16 protein-coding genes are annotated in these 20,324 nt (G+C 74.6%); 11 read left to right on the top strand and 5 right to left on the bottom strand.

Going from position 1 to position 20,324, the window contains the following annotated elements:
- Positions 1-47: 47 nt before the first annotated feature.
- The 3 genes from ACF07S_RS24950 to ACF07S_RS24940 form a co-directional block, all read right to left on the bottom strand.
- Positions 48-2,792: a SpoIIE family protein phosphatase gene (locus tag ACF07S_RS24950; RefSeq protein ID WP_391975152.1), complete on the bottom strand. Its 2,745-nt coding sequence runs from the start codon at positions 2,790-2,792 to the stop codon at positions 48-50.
- 203 nt (positions 2,793-2,995) lie between these two features.
- Positions 2,996-3,541 (bottom strand): hypothetical protein, encoded by a 546-nt coding sequence (locus ACF07S_RS24945; protein WP_391963122.1) that lies wholly within the window; start codon positions 3,539-3,541, stop codon positions 2,996-2,998.
- 29 nt (positions 3,542-3,570) lie between these two features.
- On the bottom strand, positions 3,571-4,086 hold the full coding sequence (locus ACF07S_RS24940; RefSeq protein WP_391963484.1) for an ATP-binding protein: 516 nt from the start codon (positions 4,084-4,086) through the stop codon (positions 3,571-3,573).
- A gap of 202 nt (positions 4,087-4,288) precedes the next feature.
- Here ACF07S_RS24940 and ACF07S_RS24935 point away from each other — a divergent pair, with 202 nt between their 5' ends.
- Entirely contained in the window at positions 4,289-4,519 is a 231-nt protein-coding gene (locus ACF07S_RS24935) for a DUF397 domain-containing protein (protein ID WP_391963121.1), read from the top strand.
- 152 nt (positions 4,520-4,671) lie between these two features.
- On the top strand, positions 4,672-5,592 hold the full coding sequence (locus ACF07S_RS24930; protein ID WP_391963120.1) for a helix-turn-helix domain-containing protein: 921 nt from the start codon (positions 4,672-4,674) through the stop codon (positions 5,590-5,592).
- A gap of 88 nt (positions 5,593-5,680) precedes the next feature.
- Here ACF07S_RS24930 and ACF07S_RS24925 read toward each other — a convergent pair whose 3' ends face one another.
- Positions 5,681-6,502 carry an SAM-dependent methyltransferase gene (locus tag ACF07S_RS24925; RefSeq protein ID WP_391975151.1) on the bottom strand — a complete coding sequence of 274 codons (822 nt, stop codon included), beginning with the start codon at positions 6,500-6,502 and terminating at the stop codon, positions 5,681-5,683.
- 460 nt (positions 6,503-6,962) lie between these two features.
- Between ACF07S_RS24925 and ACF07S_RS24920 the strand changes: the two genes are divergently transcribed.
- Complete coding sequence (locus ACF07S_RS24920) at positions 6,963-8,648, top strand: hypothetical protein (protein WP_391975150.1); 1,686 nt, start codon at positions 6,963-6,965, stop codon at positions 8,646-8,648.
- Between the two features lie 309 nt (positions 8,649-8,957).
- Here the strand turns inward: ACF07S_RS24920 and ACF07S_RS24915 are convergent, their stop codons facing one another.
- Positions 8,958-9,146, bottom strand: a complete 189-nt coding sequence (locus tag ACF07S_RS24915; protein ID WP_391963117.1) for a hypothetical protein — start codon at positions 9,144-9,146, stop codon at positions 8,958-8,960.
- Between the two features lie 541 nt (positions 9,147-9,687).
- On the opposite strand from ACF07S_RS24915, the gene ACF07S_RS24910 reads away from it, so the two are divergent.
- The 8 genes from ACF07S_RS24910 (at position 9,688) to ACF07S_RS24875 (ending at position 20,184) form a co-directional block, all read left to right on the top strand.
- Positions 9,688-10,590, top strand: a complete 903-nt coding sequence (locus ACF07S_RS24910) for an alpha/beta hydrolase (protein WP_391975149.1) — start codon at positions 9,688-9,690, stop codon at positions 10,588-10,590.
- A 227-nt stretch (positions 10,591-10,817) separates the two neighbouring features.
- A complete protein-coding gene (locus ACF07S_RS24905; protein ID WP_391975148.1) occupies positions 10,818-13,640 on the top strand; it encodes a LuxR C-terminal-related transcriptional regulator in 2,823 nt (940 codons plus the stop codon).
- Between the two features lie 143 nt (positions 13,641-13,783).
- Positions 13,784-15,040, top strand: a complete 1,257-nt coding sequence (locus ACF07S_RS24900; protein ID WP_391975147.1) for a helix-turn-helix domain-containing protein — start codon at positions 13,784-13,786, stop codon at positions 15,038-15,040.
- 253 nt (positions 15,041-15,293) lie between these two features.
- Positions 15,294-16,076, top strand: coding sequence for an ABC transporter ATP-binding protein (locus ACF07S_RS24895; RefSeq protein ID WP_391963113.1), 783 nt, complete (start codon positions 15,294-15,296; stop codon positions 16,074-16,076).
- Positions 16,073-16,873, top strand: coding sequence for an ABC transporter ATP-binding protein (locus ACF07S_RS24890; RefSeq protein ID WP_391963112.1), 801 nt, complete (start codon positions 16,073-16,075; stop codon positions 16,871-16,873). The genes ACF07S_RS24895 and ACF07S_RS24890 overlap by 4 nt, the downstream gene beginning before the upstream one ends.
- Positions 16,870-17,766: a branched-chain amino acid ABC transporter permease gene (locus tag ACF07S_RS24885; RefSeq protein ID WP_391975146.1), complete on the top strand. Its 897-nt coding sequence runs from the start codon at positions 16,870-16,872 to the stop codon at positions 17,764-17,766. The genes ACF07S_RS24890 and ACF07S_RS24885 overlap by 4 nt, the downstream gene beginning before the upstream one ends.
- On the top strand, positions 17,759-18,901 hold the full coding sequence (locus ACF07S_RS24880; RefSeq protein WP_391963110.1) for a branched-chain amino acid ABC transporter permease: 1,143 nt from the start codon (positions 17,759-17,761) through the stop codon (positions 18,899-18,901). Before ACF07S_RS24885 ends, ACF07S_RS24880 begins: the two co-directional genes overlap by 8 nt.
- The gene (locus tag ACF07S_RS24875) at positions 18,898-20,184 is read left to right on the top strand and encodes an ABC transporter substrate-binding protein (RefSeq protein WP_391975145.1); all 1,287 of its coding nucleotides are present in this window, start codon (positions 18,898-18,900) and stop codon (positions 20,182-20,184) included. Before ACF07S_RS24880 ends, ACF07S_RS24875 begins: the two co-directional genes overlap by 4 nt.
- Positions 20,185-20,324: the final 140 nt, after the last annotated feature.

Here is a 20,324-nt window from a genome sequence, read left to right as displayed (position 1 = left end):
CGGTCTATGAGGTCATAAGCCTACGTTATGACATCTCCTGGGTCCCCTTATGCCCCCGGGATCGGCTGCTCCGCCCAGATGACCTTGCCGGCGGGCAGGTAGCGGGTACCCCATCGCCCGGTGAGCTGGGCGACCAGGAACAGGCCCCGCCCGCCCTCATCGGTCATGGTCGCGTGCCGCAGATGGGGCGAGGTGCTGCTGCTGTCGTAGACCTCGCAGATCAGGTTGCGGTCGTACAGCACACGTACCCGGATGGGGCTGCCGCCGTAGCGCAGCGCGTTGGTGACCAGTTCGCTCAGGACCAGTTCCGTGCCGAACGTCAGTTCCTGAAGCCCCCACTCGGCCAGTTTCCGGCTGACCGCGGCCCGCACCTCCCCGACGGCGGCCGGGTCGGACGGCACCTGCCACTCGGCGACCCGGTCCGCGCCGAGGGCCCGCGTGCGCGCCACGATCAGGGCGATGTCGTCCCCGGCCCGGACCGGCCGCCGGGACTCCAGTACGACCCTGCAGGTGTCCTCCGGGGAGTCACCGGCCCGGGACAGGGCCTCGCGCAGCTGTTCCAGGCCGACGTCGATGTCGTGCCGCCGGTCCTCGACCAGCCCGTCGGTGTAGAGGACCAGCCGGCTGCCCTCCGGCAGCTCCAGACCGGCCGACTCGAAGGGCAGACCGCCGAGCCCCAGCGGCGGCCCGGCGGGCACGTCCCAGAACTCCACGCCGCCGTCCGGGCGCACCAGCGCGGGCGGCGGATGACCTGCGCGGGCGACCGTGCAGTGCCGTGAGACGGGGTCGTAGACGGCGTACAGACAGGTCGCCCCGGTGACCGGGGCGCTGTGTTCGTCCTGCGCCTCGTCCTGGTCGATGCGGGCGACCAGCTCGTCGAGCAGGGCGAGGAGCTCCTCGGGCGGGAGGTCGAGCGCGGAGAAGTTGTGCACCGCCGTGCGCAGCCGCCCCATGGTGGCCGCGGCGTGCAGACCGTGCCCGACGACGTCGCCGACCACGAGCGCGACCCGGCCGCCGGACAGCGGCAGGACGTCGAACCAGTCCCCGCCCACCCCCGCCTGTGCGGGAAGGTAGCGGTAGGCGATCTCCAGGGCGCTCTGCTCGGGCAGGGTGCGTGGCAGCAGGCTGCGCTGGAGCGTGACCGCCATGCTGTGCTCGCGCGTGTAGCGGCGGGCGTTGTCGATGGAGACCGCGGCCCGCGCGACCAGCTCCTCCGCCAGCGCCAGCTCCTCGGTGTCGAACGGCTCCGGTTTCCGGGACCGCCAGAAGCTGACCACGCCCATCACCAGGGCGCCGGCCCGCAGCGGCACCGTGATCAGGGAGTGGATGCCGTACTCCACGATCTGCCCGGAGCGCTCGAGGTCCTGGGCCCGCCAGCCCGGGGCGTCGCCCAGCCGGGGCTCGAGGACCGGCCGGCCGGTGGTGAGACTGACGGACTGCGGGGACGAGACGACCCAGTGGATCCTCTCGTCCCTGGGGTAGAGCGGAGCGTCCCCGGCGATCCCCGTCATGGCCGTGCGGCGCAGCGCGCCGGCCGCGTCCGGGTGGCCGCCCGACAGCACCGAATCGAACAGGTCCACCGTGACGAAGTCGGCGAACCGGGGCACGGCCAGTTCGGCGAGTTCCTCGGCCGTGCGGGTGACGTCCAGGCTCGTGCCGATGCCCACCCCCGCCTCGTACAGCATGTTGAGCCGCTCGCGGGAGGCCTCGGCCCGGCCGGACAGGGCGCGCAGCTCGGTGGAGTCGCGGACCGTGGCGACGCTGCCGGGCGGACCGCCCGCGCGGTCGGTGGGCCGCTGGTTGAGCGCCAGCAGCCGGTCGCCCACCCGGTGCACCTCGTCCGTGGCGATCCGGCCCGAGGACAGCAGGTCGGCGGTGCCGGGATCCAGGCCGATGCGCAGCACATGCCGGCCCTCGGCGTCCTCGGGCAGGCTGAACAGCCGCCGTGCCTCGTCGTTGGCGAGCATGAGGGTCCCGTCCCCGTCGACGATGATCACCCCTTCGCGCACCGCGTGCAGCACCGCGTCGTGGTGTTCGTACATGCGGGTCATCTCGTGCGGGCCCAGGCCGTGGGTCTGGCGGAGCAGCCGTCTGCTGACCAGGGCCGCGCCGCCGGTGGCCAGGGCGAGCGCGGCGAGCGCCGCGCCCAGCACGAGCGGCAGCTGGCCCTCCGCGGCCCCGCCCACGTGCTCGGTCGTGATGCCCGCCGACACCAGGCCCACCACCGTGCCGTCGGGTGCCTCCACCGGCACCACCGCCTGCACCAGCCGGCCGATGGTGCCGTCGATCTCCTCCACCACGGGCCGCCCGGCCAGCGCGGGCCCGGTGGTGCCGACGAACCGCTTGCCGATGCGGTCCGGTCTGGGATGCGTGTAGCGGATGCCGTCGGTGTTCATGACGACCACGAAGTCGAGCCGTGCCTGCCGGCGGACCGCCTCGGCGCGCGGCTGGAGCACGGCCGTGGGATCCGGGGAGGCCAGCGCCTCGACGATGCCCGGCGCGTTCGCGAGGGTCTCCGCGACGGCGAGCGAGCGGTTGCGGGCCTCCTGCGTACTGTCCCTGCGCACCTGCAGCACCAGCGCCACGACGGCGGCCACGACCAGCAGCAGCACGATCACCAGGTGCAGCAGGAACACCTGTCCGGCGACGCTGCGGCCGCTCAGCACCGGCCGCAGTACCGCCGCCGGACGCCACCGCGCGCGGTCGCTCCCCTCCCGTCGGCGCCGTGCGGACGCGGCGGCGCCGGACCGCAGGGGCGACCGGGTCCGGGATCGACCCATGAGTCGGACCATGTGCCATGTCTACACTGCCGCGCCACACGAGGCGAGGGGCGGCCCCGACGACCGGTGGGCGACCACTGCCGCACCGGTCAGCGGGTCGCGCGCGGTCGTCCCCCTCTCGACCGCGCGCGACCCTCCCCCCAGCGCGCGACTCGTCCCCCGAAGGTCGCGCGCGTTCCGTGACCGGCCACCCCGGTGGGGCCCGGGCCCCGGCCTCAGTCGGCCAGGGCCCGGGCCAGTTCCGTGGTGGCGCGGGCGATCTCGGTGTCCTGCTCCGCCATCAGCCGCTTCAGGTCGCCGCGCCGGGCGCGTACCGCCTGCCGGGCCTTCCGCTCCCACACCACGGGGTTCTCGCGGTGGTTGAGCAGCTTGGGATACGCGGCGGCGGTGCACTCCCACTGCCGCGCGTCGGCGATGGCCTTGAGCAGCTGGATGATCCGGGCCCGGCAGGTGACGTGCGGCAGCTGGGCCAGCTCCCAGAGGAAGGGCACCGTGGCGGCCGTCGCCTGTTCCGTGACGAAGCCGTACTGACAGATCCGCTTCCGCAGATCCTCCAGGGCGGCCCGGGCCGTGCCGGCGTCCCCCCAGGCGATGCCGTTCAGCAGGAGGGGAATGGCCGCCGCCGATCCGGTGGAGTCCCGCATGTCGGCCCACGGCACGCGGGACAGTGCCGTGAGGGGCGTGGTCCGTGCCACTCCGGTGGGGGACGTGTGGCGCACGGGGCGCTCGCTGCTCGGCTGTTCCGTGGAAGCGCTGCGCATGGCGTGGGTGCCTTTCCGCGGCAGTCGTGTCAGATGGGCGGGCGGGTCGACAACCGGGCCCACACCGTCTTGCCCGCCGGAGGAGTGGGCATCCAGCCCCACGCCTCGGACAGGGCGTCGACGATGCACAGCCCCCGGCCGTGTTCCTCCAGGCCGGCGGCGGAGCCGGCGCCGGGTGCCCGGACAGGCGCGTGGTCGTCGGGGTCGGAGACGGTGAGCAGCAGGTGCGCCGGCTCCAGGCGGAACCCGAGCCGTATGTCCGGCACACCCGCGCACCGCGGTGCCGCGTGGGTCACGGCGTTGGCGGCGAGCTCGGTCATCACCAGGGCGGCGTCGTCGCAGCGGTGGCCGAGCGACCAGCCGCGCAAGGTGTCCCGGGTGAAGGACCGTGCCCGGGCGAGGCCCTCCGGGCCGCACATGAGGCGCTGCGCCGCCGAGGCGACGCCGGCCGTCGTGGGTCCCGGACGCGGTCCGCCGTGCGGCGCCGCGGGGAGCGGGTCGTGCGGCAGTGCCGGCGCCGTGCCGGGACCACCCGCCCGCACCATGGCCCCGGTCGACGGCCGGAGCACTGGGAACGCAGGTGATGACACGGCATCTCCTCGATGCGACGTCAGGACACGGCGCCGACAACGGGGTTGACGCCGGCAGCTATTATCCACGCTGACGGTGCGCGTGTGCAATTGCACGAGAAATTGCGCGAGATTTTTCGCCGTGCGGGTGGGACACGGGAAGAGCAGGGAGGCAGCGGTGCCAGGAGTGCGGAACGGGGTGCGGGCCAGCCAGCTGGACGTCCGCTGGATCAAGAGCCGGCACAGCAACGCCGAGGGCAACTGCGTGGAGGTGGCCCCGCTGGCCGGCGGAGGGATCGCCGTGCGCAACTCCCGTGACCCCGACGGGCCCGCCCTCGTCTACACGTCCGCGGAGCTGGCGGCGTTCCTGGCCGGCGCGAAGGACGGCGAGTTCGACCACCTCGTCTGAACGCGCCGGGAGGCCCGCGCCGCTCGCACGGGCCGTCGTCGGTGAAGCGGAGCAACTGCTTGTTTCCGGGGGACTTCCGCGTGTCACCGCGGTGAGGCAGAGTCAGGTGCGATAGTCTGAGTCGCCCTTGTGCCGGTCTGCTGGGAGTCAGGATGTCCGCCGCATCGCATCGCATCTCCCGTCTGGAACCCTACCTGGACAGGTCCGAGCCGGCGCCGACCCTGCTGAAGATGCTGGTCGGTGTGCAGCTGGCGGGCTTCCGCGAGGATGCCGGGCTCTCCCAGGACCAGGCGGCTCGCTCCGTCGGCTTCAGCGCGGCGAAGCTCTCCCGCATCGAGTCCGGAAAGGGCCGCCGCCCGCCGACCGAAGGCGATGTCCGCGCACTGCTGAAGCTGTACGACACCGACGACTACGAGACCTCGGTACTGGTCAAACTGCTCCGGCGGGCCGGGGAACCGGGCTGGTGGCAGCGGTACGACAAGCGGCTGATGCCCGAGTGGTTCGACCGGCTGGTCGGGCTCCAGGAGGCAGCCGCCACCATCCGTACGTTCGAGATCCAGTACGTCCCCGGGCTGCTGCAGACCGCCGCCTACACGCGCGCGGTGGTCGAGCGGGGGCTGCCGAACGCCCCGGCGGGCGAGGTGCAGCGCAGGGTCGAGCTGCGGATGCACCGCGCCGAGCTGCTGCGGCGTGAGGACGCGCCGCGGCTGTGGGCCGTCCTCGACGAGTCGGTGCTGCTGCGCGTGCTGGGCGATGCCGCCGTGATGCGTGAGCAGCTCGAGCATCTGGTGACGATGGCGGAGCGGTCCAATGTGACGGTGCAGATCGTGCCGCTGGACGTCACCAACGCCTCGGCTCCCGCCATCCCGGTGACCTATCTGCGCTTCGGCGGGCTCGATCTTCCCGACGTGGTCTACCTGGAGCACATCCGCAGCGCCCACTTCCTTGAGGACCGCGACGAGACCGAGGAGTACCGGATCGCGCTGGACCGCCTCGCCGACGAGGCGCTCAGGCCCCGCGACTCCGTCGAACTGCTGCGCCGGACGATCAAGGACCGCTACTCCGGGCCGTAGCGGTGACCGGACGCGCCGACGCCCCCGACGGAACCGTGAAGCGGTCCGGCGGGGGCGTCGCGCCGTCGGGGGCCTGCTCGGGCCGGGGCTACTCCGGCAGCCGGCCCACTCCACCGAACTCGATCCACTCCCGCGTGAGCTGACGGGGCGTCACCTCGTTGTCCGGACGCCAGGTGGACACCTCCACCAGGCCCGGTTCGAGGATCTCCAGACCCTCGAAGTACGTCTCGACGTCCTTCTCCCGGCGCACGCGGCCCCAGTGTCCCCGGGTCGCCTGGTCCATGAAGCCCGTGACGAAGTCGCGGACCTCCGGGTCCTCGCTCACCAGCTGGCACATCACCAGGAAGCTGCCCGGCGCCAGCCGTTCGCGCACCCGGCGGGCCACGGCGAGCGGACCGTCGGTGTCGCTGTCCGGGATGCAGTGGAACACCGAGTTGAACAGCACGCAGACCGGCTCCGAGAAGTCGATCAGGCGCTGGGTCTCCGGGTGGCCGAATATCCCGTCGGTGTCGCGCATGTCGGCCTGGATGACCACGGTCCGCTCGTCCTGCTCCAGCAGGGCCCGGCCGTGCACCAGCACCATCGGGTCGTTGTCGACGTACACCACGTGGGTGGTCGGGTCGACGCGCTGCGCGACCTGGTGGACGTTGTCCTGGGTGGGCAGGCCGGAGCCGTGGTCGAGGTACTGCCGGATCCCGTACTCCTGCGTGAGGGTCCGTACCACCCGCTGGAGGAAACGCCGGTTGTTCAGGGCCAGGGGGCGCGTGCTCGGCACCACCTTGTCGAGCTCCTCGGTCGCGGCGCGGTCCGCCGCGTAGTTGTCCTTGCCGCCCAGGTAGTAGTCGTACATACGCGCGGCCGTCGGCACGGTTGCGTCGATCTCGGTGGACAACTGCTTACCGGCGTTCATCGTTCCCCCTGCGGAGTACCGCACCAACTGGGTTGACTGGACAGGGAGTACATCCTAGGGAGCGCGGTGCGGCCGGTGCCAGCCGGTAGGCGAACGGGGTGTCGAACGAACGGCACGCCGACCGCCGGGGTGACGCACGGTGTCACGCCGGGTGCCCCGGGTGACGGTTCCCCGTTCCGGGGCCGGGACGGCGCCGTTGTGCGGCGGCCGGCGGAACCCGCTCCGGGTGACCCGGTCTCCGCCCGCCGTCCGGGGCCCTCCGGCAGGCGCGCCGGACCGGGACGGTGACCGGGACGCCGGTCCCCGCGGCGGCTCACCGGCGCCCGACACGCGGACCGCCGGGGCGGTCCGCACCGACTCCCCCGCGCGCTTGTGCCCCGCTATCGTCGATTTCGTCCCAGTGGGACGTTCCTCGCCGGCGGCCCAGCGGCCGGCCCATCCGCCCCCTCCGGAGGCACCCATGGACGACTACTACGACCTCGGCACCTACCGCCGGTCCGTGACGACCCGCGCCGCCGAGGCCCAGCTCTGGTTCGACCGCGGGCTGATGTGGACCTACGCGTTCAACCACGAGGAGGCGGTCGCCTGCTTCGAGCGGGCGGCCGGGGCCGACCCGGACTGCGCCATGGCCCACTGGGGCATCGCCTACGCCCTGGGACCCAACTACAACAAGCCCTGGGAAGCCTTCGACGGGGATGAACTCGTCCGTACCGTCGAACGCGCCCACCACGCGGTGGAGCGGGCCCACGAGAAGGCCGCGCGCGCCACGCCCGTCGAGCGCGCCCTCGTCGAGGCCCTGCGCGCCCGCTACCCCCGGGCGCGGGCCGCGGAGGACTGCTCGGTGTGGAACGAGCCGTACGCGGACCGGATGCTCGCGGTCCACCGGAACGCTCCGGACGACCCGGACGTGGCCGCGCTCTGCGCCGACGCCCTGATGAACCTCACCCCCTGGCAGCTGTGGGACCTGAGGACGGGCCGCCCGGCCGACGGCGCCCGCACCCTGGAGGCCAGGGCGGTACTGGACGGCGCGCTCGCCACCGGCGCCGGCGCCCGGCACCCCGGAGTCCTCCACCTGTACATCCACCTGATGGAGATGTCCCCCACGCCCGAAGCGGCCCTGACCGTCGCCGACCGGCTGCGCGGAGCCGTGCCCGACGCCGGGCACCTGCACCACATGCCGTCGCACCTGGAGGTGCTGTGCGGCGACTACCGCCGGGTCGTGTCGGACAACACCGCCGCCGTCGCCGCCGACGACAAGTACCTCGAGCGGGCGGGCGCCATGAACTTCTACACGCTCTACCGCGTCCACAACCACCACTTCACGATCTACGGCGCCATGTTCGCCGGCCGGTCGCGGACCGCCCTGGAGGCCGCCGCACGGCTGGAGGCCGCCGTCCCGCAGGAACTGCTCCGGGTGCAGAGCCCGCCCATGGCCGACTGGCTCGAGGGGTTCCTGGCCATGCGCTTCCACGTGCTGATCCGCTTCGGCCGCTGGAACGACATCCTGGCCCTGCCGTTCCCCGCCGATCCCGGGCTCCACTGCGTCACCACCGCCATGCTCCACTACGCCCGCGGCGTCGCCCTCTCCGCCACCGGCGCCATCGACGGGGCCGAGGCCGAACGGGACGCCTTCCGCACGGCCGTGAGCCGCGTCCCCGGAACCCGCATGCTGTTCAACAACACCTGCCGGGACGTCCTCGCCGTCGCGGCGGCCATGCTGGACGGCGAACTCGCCTACCGCAAGGGCGAGTACGACATCGCCTTCGCCGCACTGGAGCGCTCCGTGGAGCTGGACGACAACCTGCCCTACGACGAGCCCTGGGGCTGGATGCAGCCCACCCGGCACGCCTACGGGGCGCTGCTGCTGGAGCAGGGCAGGGTCGCGGAGGCCGAGGCGGTCTACCGCGCCGACCTGGGCCTCGACGCCACCCTGCCCCGGCCGCTGCAACACCCGAACAACGTCTGGGCGTTGCACGGGCTCCACGAGTGCCTGCTGCGCGCCGGCAGGACCGGGGAGGCGGCGATCGTCGCTCCGCAGCTCAGGCAGGCGGCCGCACTGGCGGACGTACCGATCGAGGCGTCCTGCTTCTGCCGGCTGGGGACCCGCCCCGCGGCGGTGCCCGGTGACGGCCGTCCGTGCCACTGAACGCACCCGGCGCCGGCCGGCTCGGACCGGGAGCGGCAGGGCCCGGCCGCTCCCGTCGTCCTCCGGGCCGGTATTTCGTTTCGCCGCCTTCCCCGCGGCCCTGGAGCACGCGGACCCACGGCGCCGGGCGCGCTCGACCGGACGGATCGTCCGGGGACGGTTCCCCGCACGGACACCGCCCGGCCGGACACTTCCCGGAGCACGGGACGACGGGAGGGGAGCCGGGACGGACATGAGTACGTGTCCTCCCCGCGCGAGGAGTCGCGCACCTCGTCGCGCGGGGCGTGCGGCGCCCGTCCGCAGGAGGGCTCAGCGGGACGCCACGACGGCCTGGAACGTCTCCATGCAGGAGAAGCAGTGCCGGTCGGTCGTGTGCCGCCGGGGCGAATCCTCCTCCTTCTCCTTCTCCACCCCGCACAGGGTGGAGGTCTTGTCCGGGGTGAGGACGTGCCACACCGGCTCCCCCGACATGTCTGCACCGCACCACATCTCATGCATGTCCGGTTCCCTCCGGGTAGGCATGGAGGCCGCTTCCATACGAGCACGGCCCGCGTCCGCCCGGCTCGTCCGGTGCGGCACTCGGGTGACGTGGGGCCGGGACGCGCATCGGCCGCGCCGGGCGGATCCCGGGAGGACGACGAGGGCGCCCCATCGTGGTGCACCCGCCGCCCGGCCCGGGCGGCCGGGCCCACGTCCACGACGCCGCGCAACCCGCTCACCGGTCAGCCGGCGCACCCGGACGGCACCTGCTCACCCCGCGCGAAGCGGTCACCGCCGGCGCCGACTCCGACGGTGACCGCGCCCCTGCGTCTACCCCCGCCCCTCCGCGGCATGCGGTGCGCGCGGCCGCCCCCGCGCCCTCCTCCGGCGCGGTGCGGCGCACGAGACCGGTGAGATTGCCGGTCCGCACCGGCCCCCTCCTCTCCGACAGTGGCACCGCCAGCCAATCGGCGGCGCCCCGGCCGGGGCACGGCCCAGTCCACGCCGTGGTCCCGTGCACCGGCCGGGCGGCCCGCCGCGACAGAGAGGACCACTCGCCGTGCAGCAGCTCCCCCACACCAGCAGGCGCGGGACCCGCAGGTTCGCCGGACTGACCGCGGCGGTCGCCGCCCTGGTCGGTCTCACCACCCTGAGCGGCCCCGGCGCCCACGCGGCGGACAACCCCTACGAGCGCGGCCCGGCACCGACCAACACCAGCATCGAGGCGCTGCGCGGGCCGTACGCCGTGTCGGAGACCTCCGTCTCCTCGCTCTCCGTCACCGGTTTCGGCGGCGGCACGATCTACTACCCGACCAGTACCGCCGACGGCACCTTCGGCGCGATCGCCATCTCGCCCGGCTTCACCGCCTCCCAGTCCTCCATCGCCTGGCTGGGACCGCGGCTGGCCTCCCAGGGCTTCGTGGTCTTCACCATCGACACCAACACCACCGTCGACCAGCCCGACTCGCGCGGCGACCAGCTGCTCGCCGCACTGGACTACCTGACCCAGCGCAGCGCCGTCCGCAGCCGCATCGACAGCAGCCGGCTGGGCGTCATGGGCCACTCCATGGGCGGCGGCGGCAGCCTGGAGGCCGCCAAGGACCGGTCCTCGCTCCAGGCCGCGATCCCGCTGACGCCCTGGAACCTCGACAAGAGCTGGCCCGAGGTCAGGACGCCCACGCTGATCTTCGGGGCCGACGGCGACACCGTCGCACCGGTCTCCAGCCACGCCGAGCCCCTGTACACCGGTCTGCCGTCCTCCCTGGACCGGGCGTACCTGGAACTGAACGGCGCGTCCCACTTCACGCCCAACTCGTCGAACACGACGATCGCGAAGTACAGCATTTCCTGGCTGAAGCGGTTCATCGACAACGACACCCGCTACGAGCAGTTCCTGTGCCCGCTGCCGCGGCCGAGCCTCACGATCGAGGAGTCCCGGGGCAACTGCCCGCACACCTCCTGAAGACGCCGAGTCCCACCGAACGGCCACCCGGTGGCGGTCCGCGCACGGCGCGGGCCGCCACCGGCGTTGTGCGTGTGCCCTGCGGAGCGCCCGCTGCGTTGGGCCGCGGCACAATCCGCTCCCCCCGAGGCCGCGGGGAAAGCCGCCGGTGAAGCGGCAGTTGCGTGGTTCCCCGCGTATGGACGCCCACCTTCCGCACCACCTTACGCGTGAGTAATGTAGCGGAGATGACCGGACAGACGACCTCACGGCGGCAGGCGGTCTCCCAGTTGCTGGACGTACTGAGCACCGGCGGCGGCATCCGCGTCGTGACCGGTGAACCCGGTTGCGGCCGCACGGCGTTCCTCGAACACGCCGCCCGCTCGTTCCGCGCCGGGCCGGTACGGCACCTGCGTGCCGACGCGGCCTCCTCCGCCCGGCCGCTGAGCGGCCTGCGCACCGTGCTGCGGGCCCTCGGCGGCGGCGCGCGCGCACTCGGGGACGGCACGGCGGGGGAGGTGTTGGCCGACGCCCTCCGTGCGGCGGCAGGCGGATCCCCGCTGCTGGTCTGCGTGGACGACGCGCACCTCTGGGACGCCGCGTCGCGCGCCGCGCTGGCGCACGCCGCCGCGCGGGTGCACGCGGCGGGGATCCGGGCGGGGCTGCTCCTGACGGTTCCCGGACACCGGCCCGTCGACCGCGAGTGGGCGGCGCTGCCCCTGCTGCGGCTCGGCCCGCTCACACCGGCGGAGGCCGCACGGCTGGTCGACGACGCGACGGACGGTGCCGTCGACCCCGGTGTGCGCGAGGAACTGGTGACGGAGGCGGAGGGCAACCCCGCGCTGCTGCTGGCGCTGCTGCACCGGCTGTCGCCCGCCCAGCTCGGCGGACGCCGGGAACTGCCCCGGCCGCTGGCCGACGGGGAGGTGCTGACCGCTGTCGCCGGCGGATGCCTGACCGGCGTACCGCCGGACCGGGCCGGGCTGCTGCTGACGGCGGCGGCGGCAGCGCGGGCGACGGGCGAGCCGGACGCGGACGCGGACCTCGTCCTGCGGGCGGCGGGCAGGGCCGAAGAGGCCGGTGCCGCAGGGCCGTTGCCCGAGGTGCTGGTGCGGGCCGGGGGCCGCATCAGGTTCCGCAGCGCGCTGCTGGCCAGGGCGGTGTACGCCGGTGCGCCGCCCGACCGGCGCCGTGCCGCGCACCGCGCCCTGGCCGAGTCCCTGGCGGACCCCGGCGGCGTCCCCGCGCTGCTGCACCGCTCGTGGAGCGTCACGGGCCGCGCCCGCGACCTCGCGGACGGACTGGCGGCGGCGGCGACGGACCCGGCGGCGGGACTGCCGCCCGGTCTGCGCCGCAGGGCGCTCACCCGGGCCGCCGAACTGACGCCGGACGACGCGGAGCGGGCGCACCGGTACACCGCCGCCGCGGAGCAGGCCCTCCTCACCGGTCACCCGCCCGAGGCGCTGCGACTGCTCGACGCCGCCCGGAGCGAGACGGCACCCGCGGCAGTACGCGGCGGCGCGGAGCTCCTGCGCGGTGCCGTGCTCCTGGCCGACGGGCCGGTGGACGACGCCCGCGAGTCCTTCCTGCTCGCCGCCGCCCTGCTGGCCACCGGCCGCCGCGAGGCCGCCGACACGGCGGTCCTGGGCGCGGCGGACGCGGCGTGGGCCGCGGGCGACCCGGCGGCGTGCCTCCAGGCCCTGACCCCCACCGGGACGGCCACCGCGGCCCTCGGCGCGGGCCCGGCCGGTACGGCCGTCGCCCTCGCACCGACCGGTGACGGCGTCGGCGCCGCGGCGGTGGAGGGGGGCGCCGGGAGTGGGCGTGCCACCGGTGCGGTCACGCCTCCGGCCGGCCGCTCCGCCCTGCTGCGTGATCACCGGGACGGGATGCGGGCCGTGCTGCTGGGGCGCTTTGATCTCGCCGCGGCCCCGCTGCGGCGGGTGGTCGAGCGGGGGCTGCACGGGAACGAGCCGGAACCACTGCTGCGCTCCGCCGCGGCCGCGCTCATGCTCGGCGAGGTGACCGCCGCCCGCCGCGCCGGGGCGCGGGCGCTCGCCGCGGCCCGGACCCTCGGGCGCGCCGCCCTCGAGCCGAGGGCACTGGAATACCTCGCCTACGCCGAACTCCGGGCCGGACGCCACCAGCTCGCCCGGACCCACGCGGAGGAGGGACTGCGCACGGCCTCGCGGACCGGGCAGCGGAACACGGCCGCGCACCATCACGCCGTACTGGCCCTCGCCGCCTCCATCGAGGGGGAGAAGGAGGTCGTCGCCGAGCACGTGGCGGCGGCACTGCACACCACCCGGCGGCACGGGCTCGCGCAGGCCGCGATGCTCGCCCAGTGGGCGGCGGCCCGCGCCGACCTGGGCGCCGGGCGCCCCCGCGAGGCCGCCGACCGGCTCGGCCCGCTGGTGCGCCCCGGTGCGCGGCGCGGCCACTTCGCGGTGTGGATGCTCGCCGTCCCCTGCTTCGTGGAGGCCACCGCACTCGCCGGGCGGCCCGAGCACGCGCCGACGGTCGTCGAGGACTTCGCCCTGTGGGCCGCCTGCGGGGCCGACCCGCAGGCCCCCGCCCAACTCCTGCGCTGCCGCGCGCTGCTGGCCACCGGCGACGCGGCCGACGACCTGTACCTGCGCGCCCTGGACCGCCACGAGGAGACGGCGGGCGACTTCGAGCGGGCGCGCACGGAACTGCTCTACGGCAAGTGGCTGCGGCGCCGGCGCCGCCTGCGCGAGGCGCGTGCCCGCCTCGGGGAGGCGCTGATGGGCTTCGAACGCTGCGGCGCGCACCTGTGGGCGCAACAGGCCGCCGCCGAACTGCGGGCGGGTGGTGCGGCCCCGGCGGAGTCCGGGGGCGGCGAGCTGTCCCGGCTGACCCCGCAGCAGCTGCGCATCGCACGGCGCGTCGCCGAGGGCGCCACCAACCGGGAGGTGGCCCTGAGCCTGTCCGTCAGCACCCGCACCGTCGACTACCACCTGCGGAACGTGTTCGCCACCCTCGGTGTCCGATCCCGGGTCGAGCTGGTCCGGCTGGTCGGGCAGGCGGAAAAGACCGGTGCACGACTCTAGGGACCGACCGGACGGTATGCCATCCTTCGGGGCAGGACGAGTCAGGTGGCGGGCGGTCCGCGGGCTCCCCGGCCGGCCGGGCGCCGGCCGGGGGCACCGCCCCGCGGGCGCCGCCGGGAAGCCGACCCTGGGGGAGATGCGCGATGCAACACGCCGTACGGCCACGTACTCTGCCGCGCTCCGGACCCGTGCCCGCGCCGCGGCCGCGGACACCGCGCGTGCGGTCGTTGATCGACGCCGACGCGCTGCGCGTACTGCACCGGGCCGCCCGCGTGCTGCTGGAGGACCTGCCCCAGCTCACCGACCGCCTGCTCGCCGTACTGCAGGAACAGGAGCCCGCCTACCGGGCGGCGGTGGAGGGCGACGCCACCGCGAGCTGGCAGGAGGTGCACCGCTCGTTGCGGCACAGCATCTCCTCCCTGCTCGACCCGCGGGGTGCCCGGGACGGGGCGCGCCGCTGCTCCTGGAGGATCGGCGCCACCCGCGCCGAGCAGGGGCTGCCGCTGGACGCGCTGCTGCACGCCTTCCGGCTGGGCGGCTCGCTGGTGTGGCAGGGCCTGGTCGACGAGACGTCCCGGACGGCACCGGAGGACGTACGACTGCTGGTGCACGTGGCGTCCGACGTGTGGAACTTCGTCGACGAGCACTGCACCCTCGTCGCGGACGCCTACCGGCAGACCGAGCGGCAGCTGGCGTGGCGGAGGGAGAACAGGGTGCGCCTGCTGGCCGCGGCCCTGCTGGACGGCACCAGCCGGATCGCCGACCTGCCCGAGGCCGCGCAGGCGCTGGACCTGCCCGAGCACGGCCGGTACGTGGTCGTCGCGGTCGCCGGCGGCCGGCCCGGTCGCCCGGGTGCCCAAGCGGTCCTCGCCCCGGGTGTGCGCGTGCACTGGCACACGGGCGTGGACGCCGACTACGGCATCGTCCTGGCCGGGGACGGTGAGGAGACGGTCGTGGAGCGGGAGCAGCCGCCCGGGGCACGGGTGGGCGTGAGCGGCGCGGTGGAGGGGCTGGCCGCCGCGGGCGAGGCACGGCGGCTGGCGGACACCGCGCTGAACCTGTGCCCGGAGGAGGGCGGCACGGTCCGGCTGACCGAGCACCTGCCGGCGGCGCTGGTGGCCTCGAGCCCCGAACTCGGCGCCGCGCTGGCCGACCGGCTGCTCGGCCCGCTGGCCCACCTCGATCCCGCGGACGCCGAGGTCCTGCTGGACACCCTGGCCACCTGGCTGGACTGTGACGGCTCGGCCCAGCGGGCGAGCCGGCGCCTCTACTGCCACCGCAACACCGTCCTGAACCGCCTCCGCCGCTACGAGCAGCTGACCGGCCGTTCCCTCTCCCGCCCCTCCGACCTGGTCGAGGTGAGCCTCGCGCTGACGGCCCGCACCCTCCTCGGGCGCTGACGGCCGCACTGCCCCCGGGCGCCGGCGGCCCCCGCCTTCCCCGGGCGACGGCGCCGGCGGACCACCCCCCTTCCAGGACGCCGACCGCCCCCGGTACGCCCCCTGGGCACCCGCACAACCCCCGGCCGCCCCCGTTGGTACACCGCAGCGAGCGGGCGCCGAAGGGTGTACCGGCGGTCCGCGCCCGTGCTGTCGTGAGCTCCCCTTCCCCCGAAGCCGTCGCCGCCGCGCGGTACGGCCCCGAGGAGTCGTGATGCCCCAAGCACCACCGGACGACCGCCCCGCGCTGCACGTCGAGCGTGTCGACGTGACGTACGGGCGCGCGCTGTCCGCCCTCCGCTCCGTGTCCCTGACCGTGCCGCACGGCGCCGTCGTGGCGCTGCTCGGCGCCAACGGTGCCGGCAAGACGACCCTGCTGCGGGCCGTGTCCGGTACGTTGCGTCTGCACCGGGGCGCAATCACGGCCGGCCGCATCCGCTACGGCGACACGGTGCTCGACGGCAAGGACCCCGTCGCGGCGGTCCGCGCCGGAGTCGTGCAGGTCCCGGAGGGACGACGGGTGTTCGCCGGTCTCTCGGTCGAGGAGAACCTGCGCTCCGGCGGACTCGGGCTCGGCCGGCGCGGGCGCGCCCAGGTCCAGGAGGCCCGGGACCGGGTCCTCACGCTCTTCCCCCGGCTCGCCGAACGCACCCACCAGGCCGCCGGCCTGCTCTCCGGGGGCGAGCAGCAGATGCTCGCCATCGGCCGCGCCCTGATGGCCGCCCCGCGCCTGCTGCTGCTCGACGAGCCCTCCCTGGGCCTCGCGCCGCGGATGGTGTACCGGATCGCCGAGGTGATCAGGGAGATCAACGCCCAGGGCACCGCCGTACTCCTGGTCGAGCAGAACGCCGGCATGGCGCTCTCCCTCGCCGGCCACGCCCACGTCCTGGAGGTCGGCGAGACCCGCCTGTCCGGCCCCGCCGACGAACTCGCCCGCACCGACGCCGTACGCCGCCTCTACCTGGGCGAGACGGCCGGGGACCAGGGGGCCGCGTGAACGACCGCACCACCGCGCCGCCCGTGCTCGACGTACGGGACGTCACCGTGCGCTTCGCCGGCCTCACCGCCCTCGACGGCGTCTCCTTCACCGTCACCCCCGGCTCGGTGCACGCGCTCATCGGACCCAACGGCGCCGGCAAGTCCACCTGTTTCAACGTGCTGTCCGGCCTGTGCCGCCCGGCCGCCGGCACCGTGACGCTCGGCGGCACGGAGCTGACCCGGCTCGCCCCGCACCGCATCGCCGGGCTCGGCGTGGCCCGCACCTTCCAGAACATCGTGACCACCCACGGCACCGTCGCCGACAACCTGATGCTCGGCCGCCACGCCCTGTCCCGCGCCGGTTTCGCGGCCAGCGCGCTGCGGCTGCCGAGCGCCGTGCGCGAACAGCGCGAACATCTCGCCAGAGCACGCGAGATCGCCGAACTGACAGGCCTCGGAGCCCACTTCGACAGCCCCGTCGCGCTGCTGCCGTACGGCGACCGTAAGCGCGTCGAACTCGCCCGCGCCCTCTGCCTGGAGCCGCGGGTGCTGCTCCTCGACGAACCCGTGGCCGGCATGAACGCCGCCGAACGCGCCCGCACGGCCGAGGCCGTGGGTGAACTGCGCGCCGAACTCGGCCTGTCCATCGTCCTGGTGGAGCACGACATGGGCCTCGTCATGCGCCTCGCCGACGACGTCACCGTGCTCGACTTCGGGCGGCCCATCGCCCACGGCACTCCCGAGGAGGTCCGCCGGGACCCCGAGGTGCTGCGCGCCTACCTCGGCACCGACACACCAGGGGAGGACGCGGCATGACCGGGTTTCTCGACAACGTCCTCGGCGGACTGGCGCTCGGCGCGGTCTACGCGCTGGTCGCGCTCGGCTTCGTCGTCATCTTCAAGGCCTCCGGCGTCCTCAACTTCGCCCACGGCTCCCTGCTGCTGCTCGGCGGCTACCTCACCGCCGTCCTGCACGACGACCTCGGCTTCGCCGGAGCGCTGGCATCGGCGGTCCTGACGACGGCCGCCCTCGCGGGCGCGCTCGACCGCTTCCTGCTGCAACGAGGCGGTCACGACGCCCATGCCGCCCACGTGCAGACCATCGTCACCATCGGCATCGACATCGTGCTGCTCACCGACCTGGCCCGGCGCATCGGCGGCGACCTGCTGTCGCTCGGCGACCCCTGGGGCGACTCGGTGACCGAGCTGGGGCCGGTGACCGTCGCCGACAGCCGGCTCGCCGCGATCGTGGTGTCGGCCGTGGTCATCGGCGCGGTGTTCGCGCTGTTCCGGTTCACCTCCTGGGGGCTGTCCCTCAGGGCGGCGGCCGAGGACCTGGAAGCCGCCGCGCTCATGGGCGTGCAGCTCGGCCGGGTGCGCGCGGGCGCCTGGTGCCTGGCGGGCGCGCTCGCCGCGCTGGCCGCCGTGTTCCTCGCCGCCTTCCCGGCGCCGGGCCTGGAACGCACCACCGGCCAGATCGCCCTCAATGCCTTCCCCGCCGCGATCCTCGGCGGACTGGCCTCCCCGGCCGGAGCCCTCGCGGGCAGCCTGATCATCGGCCTGACCGAGGCCCTCGTCGTCGGCTACCAGTCCGACCTGCACGTGCTCGGCGAGGGGTTCGGCGACGTGGCCCCGTACGCCGTGATGCTCCTGGTGCTCCTCGTACGGCCCACCGGGCTGTTCGGCGCGAGGGGAGCGGCCCGTGTCTGACCGTCTCCTCGGCGTCCTGGCCCACCGCGGTGCCCGGCTCACGCCGCTCGCCGCCGTCCTGTGCCTGCCGCCCTTCTACCTGGACGCCTTCTGGCTGCGCATCGGCCTGTTCTCCATGGCGGCGGCCATCGGCGCCATCGGCCTCGCCCTGCTCAGCGGTACCGCCGGCCAGCTCTCCCTCGGCCACGCCTTCTTCCTCGCGGTCGGTGCCTACGGCTACGCCTACTTCGCGGGCGAGCCCGGCCCCGGACTGCCGCCCGCCCTCGCCGCACTCCTCGCGGTGCTGCTCGCCGGAGCGGCCGGCGGGCTGTTCAGTCCCGTCGCCGGCCGGGTCAAGGGCGTCTACCTGGGCATCGCCACCCTCGCCCTGGTCTTCCTCGGCCACCACGTGCTGCTCACCGCGGACTCCGTCACCGGCGGATTCAACGGCCGCTCCGTGCCGCCGCTGACGCTCGGCGGGTTCACCTTCGGCGCGGACGACCCGGACCTGACCGTCCTCGGCGTGCCGTTCGGCGCGGAGGAACGGCTGTGGTTCCTCGGCCTGGCCCTGTTCGCGTTCACCTGGTTCACCGCACGCGGCCTGCTGCGCGGGCGCCCCGGCCGGGCGCTCGCCGCCCTGCGCGACAGCGAGACCGCGGCCGCCGTGATGGGCGTCGACGTCACCCGGCACCGGTCGGCGGCCTTCGTGGTGTCGTCGATGTACGCCGGACTGGCCGGAGTGCTCCTGGCGCTCGCCTTCCGCCGGGTCGTCCCGGACTACTTCTCGCTCGCCCTCTCCGTCGACTACCTCGCCATGATCGTCATCGGCGGCCTCGGGTCCGTCGCCGGAGCCACCGCAGGAGCGGTCTTCGTCACCGCGCTCCCGCTGCTGATGACCCGCTACGCCGACCAGCTCCCGCTGGTGGCCGCGCCCGGCTCCACCGAGGGCGCCGTGGGCCCCACCGAGGCGGCCCGCTACCTGTACGGCGCGGCGATCGTCCTGGTCCTGCTGTACGCACCGGACGGACTGCACGGCCTGGCGCGCCGGGCCCGGGACCGCGTACGCCGCCGCCCCCGTACCCCCGCCACGGAAACCGTCGTCCCCCCGCCCCCGCGACCGGCCGCAGCCGCACAACCCAAGGAGCACACCCCGTGAACACCACGCACCACAGGCACCGCAACCGGCACCGCACCGCCGGAACCGTCCTCGCCGGAGCCCTCGCCCTGCTGCTCGCGGCCACCGGATGCAGCTCCAAGGCGGACGACGGCAACGGGGGCGGCGAAGCCGCCGACGGCATCCGCACCGGCCCCGGCGTCGGCGCGAGGACCATCAGACTGGGTGCCCTCACCGACCTGACGGGCCCCTACGCCACGCTGGGCAAGAGCATCGTGCAGGCACAGCGGATGTGGGCCGAGGAGACCAACGCCCAGGGCGGCATCTGCGACCGCGAGGTGGAGATCGTCGTCAAGGACCACGGCTACGACGTGCAGAAGGCGGTCACCGCCTACGCCGACATCGCCCCGGACGTCGTGGCGCTGCCCCAGGTCATCGGCTCGCCCGTGGTCGCGGCGCTGCTCGACGACATCGAGCGCGACCGGATGCTCACCTTCCCGCAGGCCTGGGCGGCCTCCCTGCTCGGCAAGGACGCCATCCAGGTGCTCGGCACCACCTACGACGTCGACATGATCGCCGCGGTCGAGTTCCTCACCCGCGCCAAGGGCCTGAAGAAGGGCGACACCATCGGCCACGTCTACTTCGAGGGCGACTACGGCGCCAACGCGCTGGAGGGCTCCACCTGGGCGGCGGGGAAGGCCGGCCTGAAGGTGTCCGGCCAGAAGATCAAGGCGACGGACACCGATCTGTCCGCCCAGGTCTCGGCGCTCCGCGCGGAGGGCGTCAAGGCCGTTCTGATCAGCGCCGGACCCGCTCAGACCGCCTCCCTGGTCGGCGTCGCGGCCTCCCGGGGCCTGCGCGTCCCGGTGGTCAGCAGCGCCCCCGGCTTCGCGCCCCAGCTGATGAGGACACCCGCCGCGCCGGCCCTCGAGACCATGCTGAACGTGGTGAGCGCCGCGCCCGCGGTCGGCTCCGACCTGCCCGGTGTCGAGCGCATGGTGGCGGCGTACACGAAGAAGTACCCCGACTCGCCGGTCGACTCCGGGGTGCTGTCCGGGTACAACGCCGCCCGGCTCATGGGCGCCGATCTGAAGAAGGCCTGCGAGGCGGGCGGTCTCACCCGGGAGGACGTCGTCACGGCGCACCGCTCGCAGAAGAACGCCGACACCGGCCTCGGCACCGCGCAGGACTTCTCCGACGTCGACCGGCCCGCGAGCGTGGAGACGTATGTGCTCAAGCCCGACGCCAAGGCGGTCGGCGGCGTGGTGAACGTGGAGGAGGCGCACACCGTTCCGGGAGTGGAGGACTACCTGTCCTCGAAGTAGCGGTCGGCGGCCGCCGGTATGCCGCGGCGGTCCCCCGGGAGGGGGCCGCCGCGGCATGCGCCCTCCCCGCCCCACCGCAGGGTGGGCGCGGCTCCCGACGCGGGACGGGGCGGCTTCTCCGGGGTGCGCGCGAGGAGGGG

The organism is Streptomyces sp. NPDC016640 (assembly GCF_043076215.1).
GTDB lineage: Bacteria > Actinomycetota > Actinomycetes > Streptomycetales > Streptomycetaceae > Streptomyces.
The sequence above is the reverse complement of the archived record's forward strand: the minus strand, read 5'-3'. Positions and strand labels throughout refer to the sequence as shown.

Bases quoted from the DNA above. Each gene is read 5' to 3' on its own strand.
- ACF07S_RS24895 (WP_391963113.1), top strand. From the start codon at position 15,294: ATGCCCCAAGCACCACCGGACGACCGCCCCGCGCTGCACGTCGAGCGT.
- ACF07S_RS24940 (WP_391963484.1), bottom strand. From the start codon at position 4,086: ATGGTGCGGGCGGGTGGTCCCGGCACGGCGCCGGCACTGCCGCACGAC.
- ACF07S_RS24950 (WP_391975152.1), bottom strand. From the start codon at position 2,792: ATGGTCCGACTCATGGGTCGATCCCGGACCCGGTCGCCCCTGCGGTCC.
- ACF07S_RS24900 (WP_391975147.1), top strand. From the start codon at position 13,784: ATGCAACACGCCGTACGGCCACGTACTCTGCCGCGCTCCGGACCCGTG.
- ACF07S_RS24945 (WP_391963122.1), bottom strand. From the start codon at position 3,541: ATGCGCAGCGCTTCCACGGAACAGCCGAGCAGCGAGCGCCCCGTGCGC.
- ACF07S_RS24920 (WP_391975150.1), top strand. From the start codon at position 6,963: ATGGACGACTACTACGACCTCGGCACCTACCGCCGGTCCGTGACGACC.
- ACF07S_RS24925 (WP_391975151.1), bottom strand. From the start codon at position 6,502: ATGAACGCCGGTAAGCAGTTGTCCACCGAGATCGACGCAACCGTGCCG.
- ACF07S_RS24930 (WP_391963120.1), top strand. From the start codon at position 4,672: ATGTCCGCCGCATCGCATCGCATCTCCCGTCTGGAACCCTACCTGGAC.
- ACF07S_RS24885 (WP_391975146.1), top strand. From the start codon at position 16,870: ATGACCGGGTTTCTCGACAACGTCCTCGGCGGACTGGCGCTCGGCGCG.
- ACF07S_RS24905 (WP_391975148.1), top strand. From the start codon at position 10,818: ATGACCGGACAGACGACCTCACGGCGGCAGGCGGTCTCCCAGTTGCTG.
- ACF07S_RS24915 (WP_391963117.1), bottom strand. From the start codon at position 9,146: ATGCATGAGATGTGGTGCGGTGCAGACATGTCGGGGGAGCCGGTGTGG.